Origin of the sequence: Rhizobium sp. LjRoot258 (assembly GCF_964254185.1) — a bacterium.
Classification (GTDB): Bacteria; Pseudomonadota; Alphaproteobacteria; order Rhizobiales; family Rhizobiaceae; genus Rhizobium.
Window position 1 is genome coordinate 124,912 of sequence record NZ_CAXUST020000003.1, and the last position, 17,723, is coordinate 142,634.

The window sequence follows — 17,723 nt, forward strand, 5'->3', positions numbered from 1 at the left end:
GGATCTCCTCTTTATCGTTCGCCACGGCGATAGGATTGCATCAGCGCCTGTGGCACGCGGGCGCGCCGCGCCATGGCGGCGAGCGCCGCGATCGACAGTACATAGGGGGTCATCAGAAAAATCTGGTACGGTATGCCCTGCACAACAGTCTGCAAGCGTAGCTGGAAGGCGTCAAAGAAGGCGAAGAGCAAAGCCCCGAACAGGGCACGCCCCGGCCTCCACGATGAAAAGACGACAAGCGCGATGCAGATCCAGCCGCGGCCCTGTACCATGGTCGGGAAGAAGCTGTTGAAGGCTGAGAGCGTGAGGAAGGCACCGCCCATACCCATCAGCGCACTGCCGACGATCACCGCACCATAGCGTATCCGCATCGGATTGACGCCCTGCGCTTCTGCCGCATGCGGGTTCTCGCCGGTCATGCGGATCGCAAGGCCCAGCGGTGTGTGGAAGACGACATAGGCAAGCAGCAGCGCCATGACGATGGCGAGATAGGTTGGCGCCGTCTGAGTGAAGAAGGCGGGGCCAACGAAGGGAAGAGTGGATAGGACGGGGATGCTGATCGGCTGAAAGGGCACAATCGTCGGCGGCGTGCCCGCGACCGGCACGATCAGGCGGAAGAGATAGTAGCTGAAGCTCGATGCGAACAGTGTCACGCCCAGACCCGAGACATGCTGTGAAAGGCCGAGCGTGACCGTCAGGGCGGAATGCAACAAGCCGAATACCATGCCTGCGATGGCCGCCACCAGAAGACCGGTCCAGAGATCGGCCCCGTGATAGACTGTTAGCCATCCGATCATCGCGCCAAAGGTCATGATGCCCTCGATGCCGAGGTTGAGCACCCCGGCGCGTTCGCAAAGCAGCGCGCCTAGGGTGCCGAATACCAAAGGTGTCGCGATGCGCAGGATCGCCGCCCAGAGGCCCGCCGAGGTGATGATGTCGACGATCGCGTTCATCGGCGGATCCTGTATTGGGTGAAAAACAGCGCCACCAGCATGGTAAGCAGCGACAGCGCCACCGTTACATCGGCGATATAGGTCGGGATTCCGAGGCTGCGGCTCATGCCGTCCGCGCCGACGAACATGGTGGCGGTGAAGAGCGCCGCGAGCACGACGCCGAGTGGGTTGAGATTGGCGAGCATAGCGACGACGATGCCGGAATAGCCGAAGCCGGGGGACAGATCAGTGGTGACGTAGCCCTTGACGCCCATGACTTCGATCGCGCCGGCAAGGCCGGCAAGCCCGCCGGAAAGGCAGGCCACTTTGACCAGCGTGAGCGCCAGGGGTACGCCCGCGAACACGGCACCTTGTGGATTGAGGCCGGCAGCGCGCGACTGCATGCCGAAGACTGTCCTGGCCTGCAGGAAATGAACGATGACAGCAAGCACGATCGCGATCGCGATGCCGATATGCAGTCGCGAGCGGGCAACCAGCTTGGGCAGCATGGCGTGGTCGACGACGGATTGCGACTGCGGCCAGCCGAAAGCCATCGGGTCCTTCAGCACGCCGTTAATCAGCATCGACACGAAAAGCAGCGCGATGAAGTTCATGAGCAGGCTGGTCACCACTTCATCGACCGAGAAGCGGAGCCTCAGCCAGAGCGGGATCAGGATCAGCACCATGCCGGCGACCGCGCCGATCACCAGCAGGACCGGAATGAGGATGGGGCCGGGAAGGCCCGCCAGCAGTTTCGAGCCGCACGCAGCGACCGCGATCGCGCCGATATAGAACTGGCCTTCCGCGCCGATGTTCCAGAGCCTCGCCCGGAAGGCGACGGCGGCGGCGAGCCCGGTGAGAATAAGCGGTGTCGCCCGGGTCAGGGTCTCGGTCGCCGAGAGACGCGAGCCGAATGCACCGGTGAGGATGCGCCGATAGGCTTCGAAGACCGGCCCGCCGGCAATGGAGATCAGGATGCCAGAAAGCGCCAGTGCCGCGGCGACGGCGATGATCGGCGTGCCGACAAGAAGGTAGAACGGCCGATGCTCGCGACGCTCAAATCGCATCTTCGGCCTCCCCTGTCGTATCGCTCCAGTCGCCCGCCATCATCAGGCCCAGCCGGCGCGCATCGACATGTTCCGCATCGACCGGCGGAGAAAGCCGACCGCCGACGATGGCCTGGATGCGGTCCGCCAGCGCGATCACCTCATCGAGATCCTCGGAGATCAAAAGCACGGCCGTACCCTGGCTGCGGGCTTTAAGGATTCGCGTGTGGACCGCGGCCACCGCGCCCTCGTCGAGGCCGCGCGCCGGCTGCGCTGCGATTAATATGCGCGGGCGCTGGTGAAGATTGCGGCCGAGGATGAGCTTCTGCATGTTGCCGCCGGAAAGAAGCCGGGTGCGGTTCTGCGGATTGCCGCCGCGCACGTCGAATGCGTCGATAATCTCGCGGGCGAAGGCGATGCCTGCCTTGCGGTCCACCAGTCCACGGCTGGAAAAGGTGGAAAGGCGTTCGAGCACGGTATTCTCCCAGATCGCCATTTCGCCTATCGCGCCTTCCCTGTTTCTGTCCTCGGGAATGCGGCCGATATGCGCCGCCACGATATCGGCGACAACGAGATTGCCGACGGGTTGGCCAAATAGGATGAGATCGCCTGCCGTGCGCGACTGCGTGCCGGACAGCAGCGCGGCCAAAGCTGCCTGGCCATTACCGGAGACGCCGATGATGCCGAGCACCTCACCTTCCCGGAGACGGAAGCCTGCATTCTTCAGTCTGTCGACGCCGCCGATCCTAACCGTGATGCCAGCGGCTTCCAGTACGACGGCGCCCGGCGTCGAAGGCTCGCGCACCGGCCGCATGACACGGCGGCCGACCATCAGTTCGGCAAGTTCCGGCTTGCTGGTTTCTGAGGCGCGGCGCTCGGCCACCATCTTGCCGCCGCGCAGCACGACGATGCGGTCGGCTGCCGCCATGACCTCGTCGAGCTTGTGGGAAATGAAGATCAGCGACAGACCATGCCGTGCCATTTCCTTGAGTGTCGAAAACAGCCGTTCCGCCTCGATATTGGTCAGGACCGCAGTCGGCTCGTCGAGGATCAGGATGCGGGCGTCGTTGAAGAGCGCTTTCAGGATTTCGACGCGCTGCTGCTCGCCGACCGAGAGATCGCCAAGTCGCGCGTCCGGAGAGACCTTGAGGCCGAAGCGGTCGGAAATTGCGAGCAGCTTCTTGCGTGCAGCGCTCGTTTCGGAGCGCCACGCCCAGAGCTTTTGCGTGCCGGTCATGATGTTTTCGAGCACCGTCAGATTCGGCGCCAGCGAGAAATGCTGGTGAACCATGCCGACGCCGGCGCGGATCGCTTCCCGGGGCTTGCCGGGCGGCAGTTCGCGGCCATGGATCAGAACGTGCCCGGCATCCGCGACGTAGTGGCCGAAGAGAATACTCATCAGCGTCGTCTTGCCGGCACCGTTCTCGCCTAGAAGCGCCACGATCTCGCCCTCGTTGAGCAAAAGCGAAATATCATCATTGGCGAGGTTGTCGCCGAAGCACTTGGAGACGCCGGAAATTTCCAGCACCGGCGTCATGCTGCAAAACCCGCGATCTCGAAGCGATGCTGCCAGCGTTCTTCAGCTTCCAGGCGCGTAGCAAGCGAGAGCAACAGCGGTTCGTGGCCGATCGGCGCCATGAGTTGAATCGGCAGGGGCAGGCCGGCGGCGTCTGTTCCGAATGGAAGGGTCAAGGCAGGAAACCCCGAGACATTGGCGAGTGACGCAAGCGGCGCGAAGGCTGTCATGCGTTCGAAATGCTGCTTCATGTCGCCATGATCGGACGGAAACGAGCCGATCGCAAGCGGCGCCGAGGACAGCATTGGCGATAGGATGCAATCGACCGTTTCGAACAACATCCACATATGATGGCTGACGAGGACTGCCCCGTTCAGCGATGCCCAGAGCGTGGTCGCGGGCATGGCACGGCCATAGGCGGCGACTGCCTGCGTCATGGGTTCGGCCATGCCGATGTCGAGATCAAGGTCTGCGACCAACCTGGCCAGGTTGACGGCGACGATATCCGAGAAGGCACGCGCGCTCGCTTCCACCGCGGTTTCAATATCGCTCCAGTCGAGCCGAACGATCGGGTGACCTTCCTTCTCAAGGCCGATCGCTGCGGCCTCGACGGCTTCGAGCCGGTCGGTCCCGGTCGGCCAGCGCGGGCCGGTGTCCGCGAGGAGGCCGATCCTGAGTGGACGGCGTCGGTGCGCATGCATGGCGACGTCCGGAAAGGGGCCGCGGGCATTGCCGCTGAATGCCTCCAGGGCGCGTGCCGTATCCCGCACCGAGCGTGTGACGACGAGTTCGCTGGCGATGCCGCCCAGATGATTACCGAAAGAGGGACCGGCCGGCATAGAACCGCGGCTGGGTTTCAGCCCGACAAGGCCGCAACAGGCGGCCGGAACCCGGATCGAGCCGCCAGCGTCCGTGGCGTGTGCAATCGCGACGATGCCGGCCGCGACGGCCGCGGCCGCACCACCCGACGAACCCCCGGCTGTGCGGGTCGGGTCATTCGGGTTTCGACAGACTGGGCCGATCGCCGGTTCGCTTGCCAGCGATAGGCCAAATTCGGGGCTGGTCGTCAGGCCGAACATGCAAAAGCCTGCCGAGCGGAACCGGGCCGCAAGCTCGGAGTCGGCCGTCCCGCCCCGCCGCTCGAAAAGGCGCGATCCGGCTGTCACCGGCAGACCGGCGAACGGGCCACCAAGATCCTTCGCCAGCGTCGGTACACCGCCGAACGGTCGAGCGGAAAAGCGCCGGGGCGCAGCGAAACGTTCGTCGTCGGCTGCACGGGCCGCGGACATCCCCATCTCCTCGTCGAGATGGGCAATCGCGCCCAGGCCGGAAAGCCGCGCGGCGGCGGCGAGGGAGGACTGCATCGCTTCCGCTGCAGTGAACTGTCCGGAACGGATCATCTCCGCCACGTCGGTGGCGTCTGCTGGCGGCCTGCGGGGCATGATCGAGCCGAATTACTTCGGCTGTTCCATGTTCTGCGGCACCTCGAACTTGCCGGCCTTGATGTCGGCGCGCTTGGCCTCCATCGCTGCTTCCGCCTCCGCCGGCGCCACTCCCTTCACGAAGACGATGTCGCTGCCACCTTCCTTCATCAGGCCATAGGCTGTGTAGTTGCGGCCGACGGGCTTGCCTGCCACAACGTCGGCGATCGCCGCGTTGAGGATCGGCCGGAAGCCCCAGAGCGCGTTGGCGAAGACGGTGTCGGGGTAGCGCGGCGTATAGTCGATCAGTGAACCGACGGCCTTGATCTTGCGCTCCTTGGCGGCGTCGGCAGTGCCGATGCGTTCGCCGAACAGGATATCGGCGCCAGCGTCGATTTGGGCGAGGCCCGCTTCGCGCGCCTTCGGGGGGTCGAAGAAGGTGCCAATGAAAGCGACGAGGTGCTTGCAGTCGGGATTGACGGACCTGACGCCCTCCGCGAAGGCATTGATCAGCATGTTGACTTCGGGGATCGGCATGGCACCGACGGAGCCCACGATATTGGACTTGGTCATCTTGCCCGCCAGCATCCCGGCGAGGTAGGCACCGTCATAGTTCCAGGTGCCGAACACGCCAAAATTGCTGCCTTCCTCCTTGCCGCTGGATCCCAGCACGAAGGCGGTATCGGGGTAATCGGCCGCCACCTGTCGGGCTTCCTTCTCGACCGCATAGGCCTCGCCGATGATCAGTTTGTTGCCTTGCTCGGCATATTCGCGCATGGCGCGCGGATAGTCGGTGCCAGAGACGCCTTCCGAGAACACATATTCGATTACGCCTTCCTTGGCAGCGTCCTGCAAGGCCTTGTGAAGACAGGAATTCCAGGCATTCTCAACGGGCGATGCATGGATGCCGGCCACTTTCAAAGGTGCGGCAGCACGCGCCAGCGGCGCCAGGCCGCTCACGCCAAGGGCAATACCCGAAGCGATAATCGCGCGGCGCGACATAAGCAAATCTTTGGTCATGCTTGTTCCCTCTATTTTTTACCATTTGGTTCAAAACCATATGGAGGGGCTAAAAAAGTGTCAAGCGATCGCCGGGTTCAGAAAATGGGCATCGCCCCCTTGCCGGGCGGTCGTGACGTTAGTCCGAATTGCCAGTGCTTCCGGGCAGGGGTAGGCCGGCTTTCGTCATGGCCGAAAACCGGATCCTCAAGGATTTCTTCTTCCATTCGTTGCCTTGCGCAACCAAAGACGAGGCTATGCCCTCTCGATCTTCAAGGCGGGCTAAAGGTGACAGGCCGCGGTCCGGGCCAACTAGATCTGCGGCGGCCCGACCTTCACCGTCAGCTTGTCGAGCGTGCCGGTGAAGCGGAAGGGCACCTGGTAGTCGCTGTCGTCGACCGGGCTGCGGGTGTCGACACCCACGTCGAACGACTCGTCGATCGTCACCAGGAACGGTATGGTGTGCGGAATGGACTGCTCGGCCACCATCGCGCCGTCAACGCTCAGCACACCCTTGCCGCCCTTGCCATAGCCCGGTCCCTCGTACGTGAAGTCGAAGACGATGCTGTGCTTGCCGGGTGTCAGCGCCACCTCGCTGGCCCACCGAAAGCGCTCCAGTCCTAGCATATTGTAGGTGAAGACTGGCTTGCCCTTGAGCAAATAGAGGCCGTAACCGCCGAAGCGGCCGCCGAGCGTGTTGATCACGCCTTCCCCGCCGCCCTGCGGGACCTCGAGGTCGGCAGTGATCGTATAGGAGCGGGTTAGCGGATTGGGCGCTGAGGCGGCTGGCAAGCCCGAGAGTTCGCCCGAATAGACGAACTCGGTTCGCCCCGCGGTGGCACTTGGCCGTGGCGCGAGTAAGCGCGCGGCGACGGAGTTATCCAGCGGCAACACCTGGTACTTCGCGGCTTCCACCAGGAAGAGATCCTGCAGCTCCTTGAGCTTCGCTGGTTCCTTTGCCGCGAGGTCGTTGGCTTGCGAATAGTCCTTGGTCAGATCGTAAAGCTCCCAATTATACCCGTCGATCACATCGGGCAGCTGGCCGAGTCCCATCAGCCAGGGCCCGGCCGGCGGTGTGGTCGAGGCAATCCAGCCTTCATGGTAGATCGCGCGATCGCCGAACATCTCGAAATACTGGGTCGTGCGAGCGGAGGGTACGTCCTTGGCCCCCTTAGACCAGGTATAGGCCATGCTGACGCCTTCGATCGGCTTTTGGGCGATGCCGTTCACCGTTTGCGGCGCTTGGATGCCGGTGGCTTCGAGGATCGTCGGCACGATGTCGATCACATGGTGGAACTGGCTGCGGATGCCACCCTTGTCGGTGATATGTCCCGGCCAGGACATCGCCATGCCCTGCCGGGTGCCGCCGAAGTGCGAGGCGATCTGCTTGGTCCATTTGAATGGTGTGTCGAAGGCCCAGGACCAAGCGACCGACATATGCGGTTCCGTCGTCGGGTCGCCCCAGGCGTCATAGTATTTCAGCTGGTCAGCTACCGGCATGTTGATCCCCTGGATCGCCGCCAGGTCGAAGGCGGTGCCGATGGTCGAACCCTCGGCACTGGTGCCGTTGTCGCCCTCGATGTAAATGATCAGCGTGTTGTCGAGTTTGCCTTGCTTACGGACCTCGTCGATCACCCGGCCGATCTCGTAGTCGGCATAAGCGACATAGGCGGCATATACTTCCGCTTGACGGGCGAACATCTTCTTGCTGTCGGCATCGAGAGTGTCCCACTTCGGCAGGTCATCAGGCCACGGCGTCAGCTGGGCGTTTTCCGGGATCACGCCGAGCCGCTTCTGGTTGGCGAAGATCTCGTCGCGCATGGCGTTCCAGCCCATGTCGAACTTGCCCTTGAACTTGTCGATCCACTCCTTCGTGGGATGGTGCGGGGCGTGGGTTGCGCCGGGAACATAGTACATGAAGAATGGCTTCTCCGGCGTTGCGGCATTGACTTTGCGCAGATAGTCGATGGCGTCGTCGGCCATGCCGGTAATCAGGTTGTAGCCGGGCTGGTCCTTCCACGGAAAGATCTGATCGTGGTTACGGAACAGCCAAGGCGTCCATTGGTTGGACTCGCCGCCTTGGAAACCGTAAAAATAGTCGAAGCCCATGCCGGAGGGCCACTGGTCGAACGGCCCCGAGGTGGAGAGCGCGTAGGTCGGGGTATTGTGGTTCTTGCCTAACCAAGAGGTGGCGTAGCCGTGGTCCTTGAGGATCGAACCTATCGTGCCGTTGTTCGGACCAATGATCGCATCATACCCCGGAAAGCCAGTGGACTGCTCGGCAATTACCCCGAAGCCCGCCGAATGGTGGTTGCGCCCTGTGATCAGCGCGGCACGGGTGGGCGAGCACAGCGCGGTGGAGTGGAACTGGGTATAGCGCAGGCCGTCGGCCGCGACCTGATCGAGCGTCGGCGTCGGGATGACGCCGCCGAAGGTGCCTGAGACACCATAGCCCGCGTCGTCGGTCATGATCAGCAGGACGTTCGGCGCGCCCTTCGGCGGCACTACCTTGGGCGGCCACCACGGCGTGGAGTCTTTAGCGTCTAAATTGATGGTCCCCCCAAACGTTGGCGGTGCCGCTGGAAGCGACTGGCCGTCGATAGTCGACGTGGCGCTGGGTGAACCGGTAGCCCCGGTAGCTTCCTGGGCGGTGGCGGGAAAGACTGAAAAACAACTGGCGGCGAGCACTGCGAGGTAGACGCACGTTTTCATCGTTGATTGCTCCCTGTTGAACCGTAGGCAAACGGGAAGAGCGAGCGAATGTCCCGCTTTATAGTGGCGCTCATATGTGCTGCAAAGTTCAGGACGGGCCGACGTATCGATCAACTAGCCGTAAGATTGCGGAGAGTATCAGAGTGCTACCACCCACGGAAGTATCTTACCGTATGATACAGGGCCTCTTAAGGGGCCAACAAGCTGTAGTGTATTGAATGGGTGTTGATGGCGTAGAAGCCGATTACGGTCTTTCCGTCGTCATCAGTCATTGCGTAGACGCGGATGTTGTCGGCCTTCGACAGCTTGTTGGCCGTCCTTTTAAGGAAATTGTCGACTTGGGCGACGCCGCAGGAAAAAGCCGCCCGATCGTGCTTTGCAGGATCGAGCGGCTCGAACTTCGTTGTCTGTCATTACTTGGAAACGACAGACTCTGCATGACGTTTGAAGGCATCCCTCAGTTTGTCTGTCGGGGCCGGAGGATTATCGAGCGCGTCGAAGAACGACCGGTAGTCTGCAGGCGTCAATAAGGTCAATTCAGGGGCCGCGATCGTCGACATAGCGGACTGATACGCGGCATTAATCGTGAACGCCGAGTCGTCAACGCCTGGGAGTGCGGCCGCGCGCTGGATAGCCTTCTTGATGCGTTTCTTCGTCCGGAAATTCATCCGTGCATCGTTGGGCTCTTCGATATCCGCAGTCATGTCTTCGAAAGCAAGCATTGTCGCCTCCTGCAATGTGGCAAACATTCTGTACGTCAAAACAGCGTAGGAGCCAATGCAATGGCCGATCTAACGCAGAAGGAGCCGAAGGATGACCCTCCTCTCGTCGAGGCGTTCCTGTTGAGAGCCATCAAACAGAGGCGATATTTCCGCTTCAGTCCACCGATAATGCCAGCTCGCCGTCCTGGTGGGCGATATTTCAGCCAAAAGGATTGGGCGCGACGAGGCCGAACATGATCACAAGCCAGGCCGCGGTTATGATCGAAGACTTATTCAGCTTCACGTGGCCCTCGCGCCAGTGTCATAGCGGCGCAACAGCGGAAGCAGTTGGTCACCCTGCCGCCGGATTTCGGCCAGGTAAGGTGTATCCGAGAGGACGAAATGCGTCACGCCCAGATCCTCGTACTTGCGCAGTGAACGCGCGACGTCTGCTGCAGAGCCCACAAGCCATGTGGTGCCGGCGCCTCCGCCCCCGTATTTGCCCGGGGCAGTATAAAGGTTGTCGTCAAGGACATCACCGCGCGTATGGAGGTCGAGCAATCGCTGCTGTCCGACGGCCACGGACTGTCTGTGGTCATTCCACCCTGCACCTGCGTTCTTGGCCATCGCGGCTACCTTCGCTTCGGCGTCGGCCCAGGCCTGCTGCGTGGTGTCACGCACGAGTGTCGTGATGCGCAATCCGAACTCCAGAGGCGGCAGGTCGCGGTCGAGCCTCCTGCAAAGTCCCTTAAGGCGCTCGATCCGTTCGCTGACACCGTCAATCGGCTCCCCCCAGAAAAGCTGAACGTCGGCTTCAGTGGCCGACACCCGCTCCGCTGCCTCCGACGCACCGCCAAAGTAGAGTTTGGGGTGGCGACGCTTACCGCGTACCTCTATGCGTGGCGCGACGTTCGATTGACTGACTCGAAAGTGCTGCCCTTCATAAGTGACGGTCTCTTCGGTCCAAAGCCTGCGCACAAGCCGCATGAACTCCTTCGTGCGGGCGTAGCGGTGGGCCTGATCGCCTTCGCTGTCGCCATAGGCAGAAAGATTGTCCTGACCGGAGACGATGTTAACGCGAATGCGCCCGCCGGTCAGGTGGTCGAGTGTTGCGGCGGCCGAGGCGAAGTTTGCTGGTCGCCAATAGCCGGGACGAACCGCAATCAGCGGCTCGAAGGTCGTGGTCCGGGCTGCGAGTGAAGTCGCGACCGTGAAGGTATCGGGTCGGCCCCAGCCGGTCCCGATGAGTGCTCCCTTCCAGCCATGGTCTTCCAGCGCCTTTGCCTGTTCGGTCAGCGTATCCAAGCTGTTGTGATGTTCAATCGCCGAATCGCCGCGATGGCCCGGCTTGACGTCGTTGGGAATGTACCAGAGAAATTCGGAGTTGCCGCTCATGATGCGAATTGCCTGCGCGCTGATGGACTGAAGGAACAGAGCGACAGCCGGGGACCGGTCACTCCAAAACAAAGGTGACAAGAGCCGATGTGCTGCGCGTTCAGCCTTGTCCGCATCGGTGAAGCGGCTCCGGCACCACCAGAAAATTGTGTCGTGCTACTCAATGAATGTGCGTCCGGTGTCCTGTATGATTTTGGTGGTCACCCATGGATGGATTGCTTCTCAGCCTGTGTTCAATCTCGTATTTCGATGCGACCGGTTGCCCATATCCCTTCTTTCGGGGATGAAATCTAATTGCTATTACGTTTATAGAGAAGATAGATTATTCTATTTTCTGACCTAGGGAGGCGATTTTGGTTCGCGCACGGTCTTCGGGCGAAGCGGCTATCGGAGATCAAACGGGAGACAAGATCTCGCTCACGGAACTCCGTGACGAGCCACGGCGTTCTGGTAGTTGCTCAAGGCGGAGAACGGTGTGCGATGGTCTATGATGTGGTGATCGTCGGCGCTGGATTTTCCGCAATTGCCAGCGTCTGCAATCTCATCGAACTGTTGCCGGCCTCCTCCTCCGTCGCGGTCGTCGGCGACGATCCGGGGTTCGGGCGCGGTACTGCCTACCGGACGGAGCTTTATCTGCACCGCCTCAACGTGCCGGCGGGGCGTATGAGCCTGTTTGCGGATCGACCAGAGGCATTCGTCGATTGGCTTGCCGAGCACAAGCGGCCCCTGGGTGCTGGCGATTTCGCTTCCCGCCAGGATTACGGCCTTTACATCCGCGACAGTCTGGCCGGGCTTCTTCGAAAAAAGCCGCGCTGCCGGGTCGATTTCATCAAGGCAAAAGCGACGGGGTGCGTTGGGCGCTACAACGCGGCCCTCGGCTTTCTGTTCGACAACGGCAACGAGATCGCAGGTCGCAACATCGTGCTTTGCCTCGGCGTTGGAAGCGCCAAACTGCCGATTGACTTGTCCGGACTGTCAGCGATCGGGGCCAGTCATGTCGTCGACAATCCCTGGCGGTTGTCGTGGCTCGGGCGCGTGGCGTCCGAAGACAGCGTCTGCATCCTCGGTTCGGGGCTGACGATGATCGATCAGCTTCTCGCCCTTCATGCTCACGGCTTCAAGGGTCATATCGATGTCATCTCCAGGCGCGGTCTTGCACCACTCAGCCACGTGCGTGCGCCGAAGCCCCCGGCGGAACTCGATATTGCGACGCTGCCGACCAGATTGAGCGAACTCATGAGGACACTGCGCCGGGAAAGCAGGCGTGTCGATGATTGGCGCAGCGTCATGGACGGCCTGCGTCCGCAGACTCAGGCGCTTTGGCAGCGCTTGCCGTTGTCCGAACGAAGCCGGTTTTTGCGCCACGCTCTGCCGTGGTGGAACATCCATCGACACCGGGTCGCCCCCGATGTCTTCGAGCGATTTGAGGAGATAACAAGAAGCGGACAGATCGCGCTCCACGCGGGTTACCTGCTCAACGTCGAAGATGGAGATCGGCTCACGCTTTGCTTTCGGGCCAGGGGGCGGCGCGATGTCCGGTCCATTCAGACCGATTGGATCGTGAACTGCACCGGCATGGAACGAGCAGGTATCGCGCATTCGCCGCTATTGCGCGAGATGCAGCACCAGGGTTTGATCGAAGCCGATCCACTTGGGCTCGGCATCATAGTCGATCCTCAGTCGCGCATCCCGAAAACCGCGGAAAATGGTGCTTCCATCTACGCCGTGGGTGCGCTGACTGCCGGCCAGTTCTGGGAAATCACCGCCGTACCTGATCTACGGGTGCAGGCCCGCAAGGTAGCAGAAGCGATCGCCGAGCGCCTTTGGGCTAGGACCAGGCAGGACGACGGTTGAGCCGGCCATGCAGTGTCAAGATTGCGGCGGCGTTATGTGGCCGAGCGCGTTTCGGGCGGCGATCGTTCTGATCATGTGGTTCTGTGGCGCATGAGAGCGCCCCGTTATGGCGTCGCGGTGATGGCGCTCAAGCTGAAAATCACGGTTCAGGCCCGGGTTTCCGGCAAGGTCGAGGGCAAGGCTGGTAATTGCAACGGCATTGTCGATGACAACGTGGCGAACGCTCATGCCGTCCATTCCAACAGGTCTGCCGGCATCGACGTCTTCGCCAAGCGAACGCAAAAGTCTGGCGTTGGTGGCAAGCCGAACCTCGATCTCTCCCAGTCCGTCCTGGATCCGCGGCACGGTAGCGATCGGTGAGCCGAGGCTTGCGGGCCTGTGATGGGCGGCAAAAGCGAGCACGCGGTCGCGCGCAGAAACTGCCACGCCATGGTAGACCGCGCCGATGAGCGAGAAGAAGAAGGCTGTTGCGTGCTCTTCGCGACGGATCGGCTCCGATGCGGGCTGAGCTTCGATGACGTCCTGAAGCGGCACGACGACATCGTCGAGTATGATATCGTCGCTGGCCGTTGCGTGCATGCCGGCGGCGTTCCATGTCTTCTCGATCCGGAGGCCCGGGCTGTCGGTCGGTACGAGGAAGGAAGCAAGCCGCGGCTCCTTCTCATCGGTCAGCGCCAGCAGCGATACCCATTTGAGAACGGGGATGCCGGTGACGTAGCTCTTGTGGCCGGTAATACGCCAGCTGTCGCCATCACGATGCGCGATCGTTTCGGGCAATGCTCCATGAGCGGGAGAGCCGATGCGAGGCTCGGCCTGGGCGGCGTTGATCAGGGCAGGGCCCAGCCTGTTTGCCGACAGCACCCGTTCGGCGAGATGGGTAGGCCATTTTCCGAAGCGGCGCAGGCTATAGTGGCTGTTGTAATGCATGGCGAGAACGAGCGCAGTCGAAGGTTCGCCGCGCGCGATCTCGCTCACCACTGCCTGTGCCTCGGCAAGCCCACCGCCATGGCCGCCGTGCTCGCGTGCGGTCACAAGGCCAAGCAGTCCGGCCTCGAACAGACGCGTGAAGTTTTCGAAGGGAAACTCTCGTGTCGAGTCATAGTGGGCGGCGCGCTCGGCAAAATCCACGGCGAGCCGCCGGGCCTTGTCCAACGGATCGGTCGGTTGCTGAAGCATCGTATCGAACGTCCTTTTGGCTCAGGCCACAGCGCGCCGGTTAAAGCCGTCGATGTGGCGGCGATCGACCCAGAGGGCGACGTTGAAGTCGTTTTCAAGAAAGCCGAAATCACGCAGGAAATCCTTGTAGTGGCCGATGGCGTCGACGAGCTCCGGCTGAAGCCCGAGGCCGAGATGCCTATGGATATCGGGGCCATTGGCGGCGAGCACCTGCTCTTCGCTGGCGCCGGATTCACGCGCAACGAAGCGCCTCGTCTCCTCCGGATGGGCTTCAGCCCATGTGCTTGCCTTGAAAATCGATTCCAGCAGGCGGGCGACGAGATCCGGCCGCTCGTCGGCCAGGCGTTCGTCCACCGTCAGCACGCGCGGCGAACCGGAATTGATGCGGATCTTCGCATCGGGGTGAAAGCCGAATTCGACGACCTGGACAGCACCGATGAGGTTTGCGACATTGATGCCCGCCGTTCCCTTCACGTAGATGGCGTCCACGTCGCCGCGGATGAGTGCGGCAACTTCCTCGCCATATGCCTGCCGGCGTTTCAGCCCGAAAAGCGAATGGCCCTCCTGCGTCGACAGCACCGAATCGGCAAGAGCTATATCGACGATCTCGACATCGCTAAGTGCCAGGTCTTCGAGCGAAAGCGCCGAAACGAGGCCCTTCAATGCGGTGGCGCGCATGAAATCGACGATGCCTTCCGGGCGGCGGGCAATGCCGAAGCGGCGCCCCTTCAGATCCTTCGTCGTCTTTATACCGGTTTCCGGCAGGGTGATGATCGCCTGAAACTCATCGGTCCAGGTGATGCCGACGAGCCGCGTCTTGCGCCCCTCCGAACGCGCCCGGATCGGCGGCACGTTGCCGCCATGGCGGAACGACCAGTCGAGCGTGTGGTTGAAATGGCTCTGGCGGATGCTGCGATCGGGTGAATCGATGATCGACTTCAGCGTCACCCCCTCCTTGCGGAAATTTTCTTCGAGGTAACCGAGCTGTGCGGCAAGGCCGACAGGCGTCGGTACGGGGCAGCGCGTATACCAGATTTCGGAAATGGCATTGCTTGTCATGGCGCTTCTCCTCAGTGGCGCAGGCCAGCTTGTTTCATCAGGGGAAGGACGTGCGAACCGAAGAATTCGAGATCGTCGCGGAAGTCGAAGAAGCTGAGCTGCAGGCCGTCGACGCCAGCCTCCTTCAGCTTCACGAACTGATCGACCACTTGTTCGGGCGAGCCGATGACGCGGATGTTGCCGCCGATGGCGCGGTAGGGATCCTGGGGATCGCGCCCCTTCCAGGCCTGCGCGTCCGAATTCAGCGACTGGAAGCCCTGTGGCGAGCGATGATCGGCATGGGCAACAATTTCCTCGGCCAACTCCCAGGCCTCCTTCTCTGTGGGCCGGCAGATCACCATCGGGTTGAGAAGCGTGCGGACCTTGCGGCCGACGTCGATTGCGGCGTCCTTGACCCGCTTCGTATGCGCCGGTAGCGATTGCAGGGCACTGTCGATGTCGGCACCCGTCGGACTGGTGATGAAGACGATATCCGAGTAGCGGCCTGCAAAGGCAATTCCTGCATCGGAACCGGTGGCGTTGACGAGGATCGGACGGCCGAAATTCGGCTTTGGGGTCACGAAGCCGCCGCCGAGTTTCCAGCTGCTTTCTCCTTCGAAGGAGAAATTTTCCGTGTCGCTCCACAGGCGCTGTACAACTTCCAGGAATTCGGCTGCGAGCTCATACCGCTTATCGTGTTCGATGCGCGGCCAGCCGAACATTTCATGTTCGACCGCGCGATGACCGGTCACCACATTGATGCCCCAGCGCCCGCCGGTGATGTGATCGAGCGTTGCCCCGAACTTTGCCAGATGCAAGGGATGCCACGGGCCATAGAGCACGTGCATGGTCGAAATCAGCATGATTTTCTTCGTGAGGCCCGCCAATGCCGCCGTCGATACAAAGCTGTCCAGTGCCTGGCCGTCGAAGACGCCACCATAGCCGCCCTTCGGCAGCCATTGCGACAGCGCAAAGACGAGATCGAATCCGAGTTCTTCGGCCTTCAGCGTCAGAGCCTTGTTGTAGTCGAAACGCCAGTCAGTCGATCTTTCCAGCGTTGATTGGGTCCAACCGCCGGCCTGGATCGGCAGGAAGAGGCCGAGAAGAAGCGGTTGCTTGAGCGCCTGCGACAAGGGGCTTTCGGCAAAGTCGGTCGGGCCCGCAAATTCCGGCAGGCCAACGATCGAACCGGGACGATGTTGAATGGACATGCATAATGCTCCCGTTTGTCGTCGTTGGATGATCAGGATGCGGCCACGTAGGCATAGGCCAGGCTGCCGGCCACGCCTTCGCCACCAACGGTGTGATCGGAGATGCGCTTGTTATAGATCGTCAGTTCCGGCTGGCTGACGATGTCGATCGCCGGCACGTCCTCGACGAGGATCTGCTGGATGTCGCGCCACTGCGCTACGCGCTTTTCCGGATCGACTTCGACGGCAGCTGCTTCAAGCAGCTGATCGACCTTCGGATTGCTGTAGGCCGCTCCGTTGGAGAATGGCACGCCGGGCTTGAAGTTCTTGCTCCAGTAGAGGCGCTGTACGCCGACCGTCGGATCGAAGAGGTTGCTCATGCCTTCGAAGGCGAAGTCGAAGTCGCGATCCGTGTAGATGCGCTTGGTGTAGGTTGCAAAATCCTGACTGCGGACCGTCGCGTCGATGCCGACCTTGGCAAGCGCCTGACGGATGTATTCGGATCCCCGTGGATAGGTCTCGCCGCTCGGCACGTAGTCTAGATTGATGCGGGCGCGTATGCCGTCGGCGCCGCGCGGGTAGCCGGCCTCATCCAGGAGTTTTTCGGCCGCGGCCAGATCGATCGGATAGGTCTTGAGATCGGGCACATACCATTTTGCCAGATGGGGATTGATCGGGCCCGGGATAGCGGCGCCATAGCCATAGTTGATGGTGTTCAGGATGACGTTGCGGTCGATGACATGGGCAAAGGCGCGGCGCACCCGTACGTCCTTAAAGAAAGGACGCTCGAGATTGAACTCGATGCGGCTGACGCCGTTCGCATATTGGTAGCCGTTGGTTTCGAAGGCGAGCGCTTCGACGCCCTTCAGCCGCTCGAGATCGCTGAGCGGCACGGGCGTTGACGGCGCAAGGTCGATTTCGCCGGTCTCGATCGCGATCGATCGCGCCGCTGCATCCGGAATGAAGCGGACGATCAACTGGTCGAGATAGGGGCGCGGCTGATCCCAGTAGTCGGGGTTGCGTTCATAAACGATGTGGCTGCCGCGCACCCATTCCTTGAACTTGAAGGGGCCGGTGCCGATTGGCGCCAGGTTGGCTGGGTTCTCCGCAACCTTGGTGCCATCATAGACGTGGCGCGGCACGATCGGCGTTTCGGATGCGGCAAGAGCGGTGATCAGATAGGGCGCCGGTTTTGACAGTTTCAGAATGGCCGTCAGCGCGTCGGGCGTTTCGATGTCGACGAGATTGAGGAAGGTGTTGCGCCCGCGCGGGTGCACCTCCTTCAGGGTCTTGATCGAGAAGGCGACATCGGCGGAGGTGAAAGGCTGCCCGTCATGCCATTTCACGCCCTCGCGCAGCTTGAATGTGTAGGTCAGACCATCGGGACTGATGGTCCATTGCTTGGCGAGCAACGGACGCGGGTTCAGCTCGAAATCGTAGGTGAGAAGGCCTTCCGTCGTCTTCGGCGATACGTAGACCGCATTGAACGCCGTGTGGGCAATCGTTGTCAGGACAGGTGGCTCGGCCGAGAGCAGGAGCGTTGCTGTGCCTCCGCGCGTTGCTGCAGCAAAGGCTGGAAGCCTGGCTGCCGCCGTGACGCCAATTGCGACCGAGGCAAGGAGGAAGCTGCGGCGTGTGGGTGCCGGGAATAGTGACATTTTGTTCAACCCTCATGATCTCAAAGGCCGCTTGGGGCCTGGTTCGGTACCATTCCGCAGATCACTCCCGGCGTAGAGATTTTTG

The 17,723-nt window shown here is 61.7% G+C and carries 13 protein-coding genes; 1 reads left to right on the top strand and 12 read right to left on the bottom strand.

Annotation, left to right across the window (positions count from 1 at the left end; translation table 11 throughout):
• Positions 1 to 11 precede the first annotated feature (11 nt).
• The 8 genes from ACSQ9D_RS29050 to ACSQ9D_RS29085 all read right to left on the bottom strand — a co-directional run bounded on the left by ACSQ9D_RS29050 (position 12) and on the right by ACSQ9D_RS29085 (position 10,722).
• Complete coding sequence (locus tag ACSQ9D_RS29050; RefSeq protein WP_436285303.1) at positions 12 to 953, bottom strand: ABC transporter permease; 942 nt, start codon at positions 951 to 953, stop codon at positions 12 to 14.
• Positions 950 to 1,999, bottom strand: a complete 1,050-nt coding sequence (locus ACSQ9D_RS29055) for an ABC transporter permease (protein WP_436285304.1) — start codon at positions 1,997 to 1,999, stop codon at positions 950 to 952. Before ACSQ9D_RS29055 ends, ACSQ9D_RS29050 begins: the two co-directional genes overlap by 4 nt.
• Positions 1,989 to 3,515 carry an ABC transporter ATP-binding protein gene (locus ACSQ9D_RS29060; protein ID WP_436285305.1) on the bottom strand — a complete coding sequence of 509 codons (1,527 nt, stop codon included), beginning with the start codon at positions 3,513 to 3,515 and terminating at the stop codon, positions 1,989 to 1,991. Before ACSQ9D_RS29060 ends, ACSQ9D_RS29055 begins: the two co-directional genes overlap by 11 nt.
• A complete protein-coding gene (locus tag ACSQ9D_RS29065; protein WP_436285306.1) occupies positions 3,512 to 4,936 on the bottom strand; it encodes an amidase in 1,425 nt (474 codons plus the stop codon). The genes ACSQ9D_RS29060 and ACSQ9D_RS29065 overlap by 4 nt, the downstream gene beginning before the upstream one ends.
• Positions 4,937 to 4,948: 12 nt before the next feature.
• Positions 4,949 to 5,935 (bottom strand): BMP family protein, encoded by a 987-nt coding sequence (locus tag ACSQ9D_RS29070; protein ID WP_436285307.1) that lies wholly within the window; start codon positions 5,933 to 5,935, stop codon positions 4,949 to 4,951.
• A gap of 291 nt (positions 5,936 to 6,226) precedes the next feature.
• Positions 6,227 to 8,626, bottom strand: coding sequence for an arylsulfatase (locus tag ACSQ9D_RS29075; RefSeq protein WP_436285308.1), 2,400 nt, complete (start codon positions 8,624 to 8,626; stop codon positions 6,227 to 6,229).
• Positions 8,627 to 9,039: 413 nt separating this feature from the next.
• Positions 9,040 to 9,348, bottom strand: coding sequence for a DUF1778 domain-containing protein (locus ACSQ9D_RS29080; RefSeq protein ID WP_436285309.1), 309 nt, complete (start codon positions 9,346 to 9,348; stop codon positions 9,040 to 9,042).
• Positions 9,349 to 9,627: 279 nt separating this feature from the next.
• Positions 9,628 to 10,722: an LLM class flavin-dependent oxidoreductase gene (locus ACSQ9D_RS29085; RefSeq protein WP_436285310.1), complete on the bottom strand. Its 1,095-nt coding sequence runs from the start codon at positions 10,720 to 10,722 to the stop codon at positions 9,628 to 9,630.
• 480 nt (positions 10,723 to 11,202) lie between these two features.
• Here ACSQ9D_RS29085 and ACSQ9D_RS29090 point away from each other — a divergent pair, with 480 nt between their 5' ends.
• On the top strand, positions 11,203 to 12,576 hold the full coding sequence (locus ACSQ9D_RS29090; RefSeq protein WP_436285311.1) for an FAD/NAD(P)-binding protein: 1,374 nt from the start codon (positions 11,203 to 11,205) through the stop codon (positions 12,574 to 12,576).
• A gap of 15 nt (positions 12,577 to 12,591) precedes the next feature.
• Here the strand turns inward: ACSQ9D_RS29090 and ACSQ9D_RS29095 are convergent, their stop codons facing one another.
• The 4 genes from ACSQ9D_RS29095 to ACSQ9D_RS29110 are packed head-to-tail and all read right to left on the bottom strand — an operon-like array spanning position 12,592 to position 17,638.
• Complete coding sequence (locus ACSQ9D_RS29095) at positions 12,592 to 13,752, bottom strand: acyl-CoA dehydrogenase family protein (protein WP_436285312.1); 1,161 nt, start codon at positions 13,750 to 13,752, stop codon at positions 12,592 to 12,594.
• Between the two features lie 21 nt (positions 13,753 to 13,773).
• Positions 13,774 to 14,811: an ABC transporter substrate-binding protein gene (locus ACSQ9D_RS29100; protein ID WP_436285313.1), complete on the bottom strand. Its 1,038-nt coding sequence runs from the start codon at positions 14,809 to 14,811 to the stop codon at positions 13,774 to 13,776.
• A gap of 11 nt (positions 14,812 to 14,822) precedes the next feature.
• Positions 14,823 to 16,001, bottom strand: a complete 1,179-nt coding sequence (locus ACSQ9D_RS29105) for an LLM class flavin-dependent oxidoreductase (RefSeq protein WP_436285314.1) — start codon at positions 15,999 to 16,001, stop codon at positions 14,823 to 14,825.
• A 32-nt stretch (positions 16,002 to 16,033) separates the two neighbouring features.
• Positions 16,034 to 17,638 carry an ABC transporter substrate-binding protein gene (locus ACSQ9D_RS29110; RefSeq protein WP_436285315.1) on the bottom strand — a complete coding sequence of 535 codons (1,605 nt, stop codon included), beginning with the start codon at positions 17,636 to 17,638 and terminating at the stop codon, positions 16,034 to 16,036.
• Positions 17,639 to 17,723: the final 85 nt, after the last annotated feature.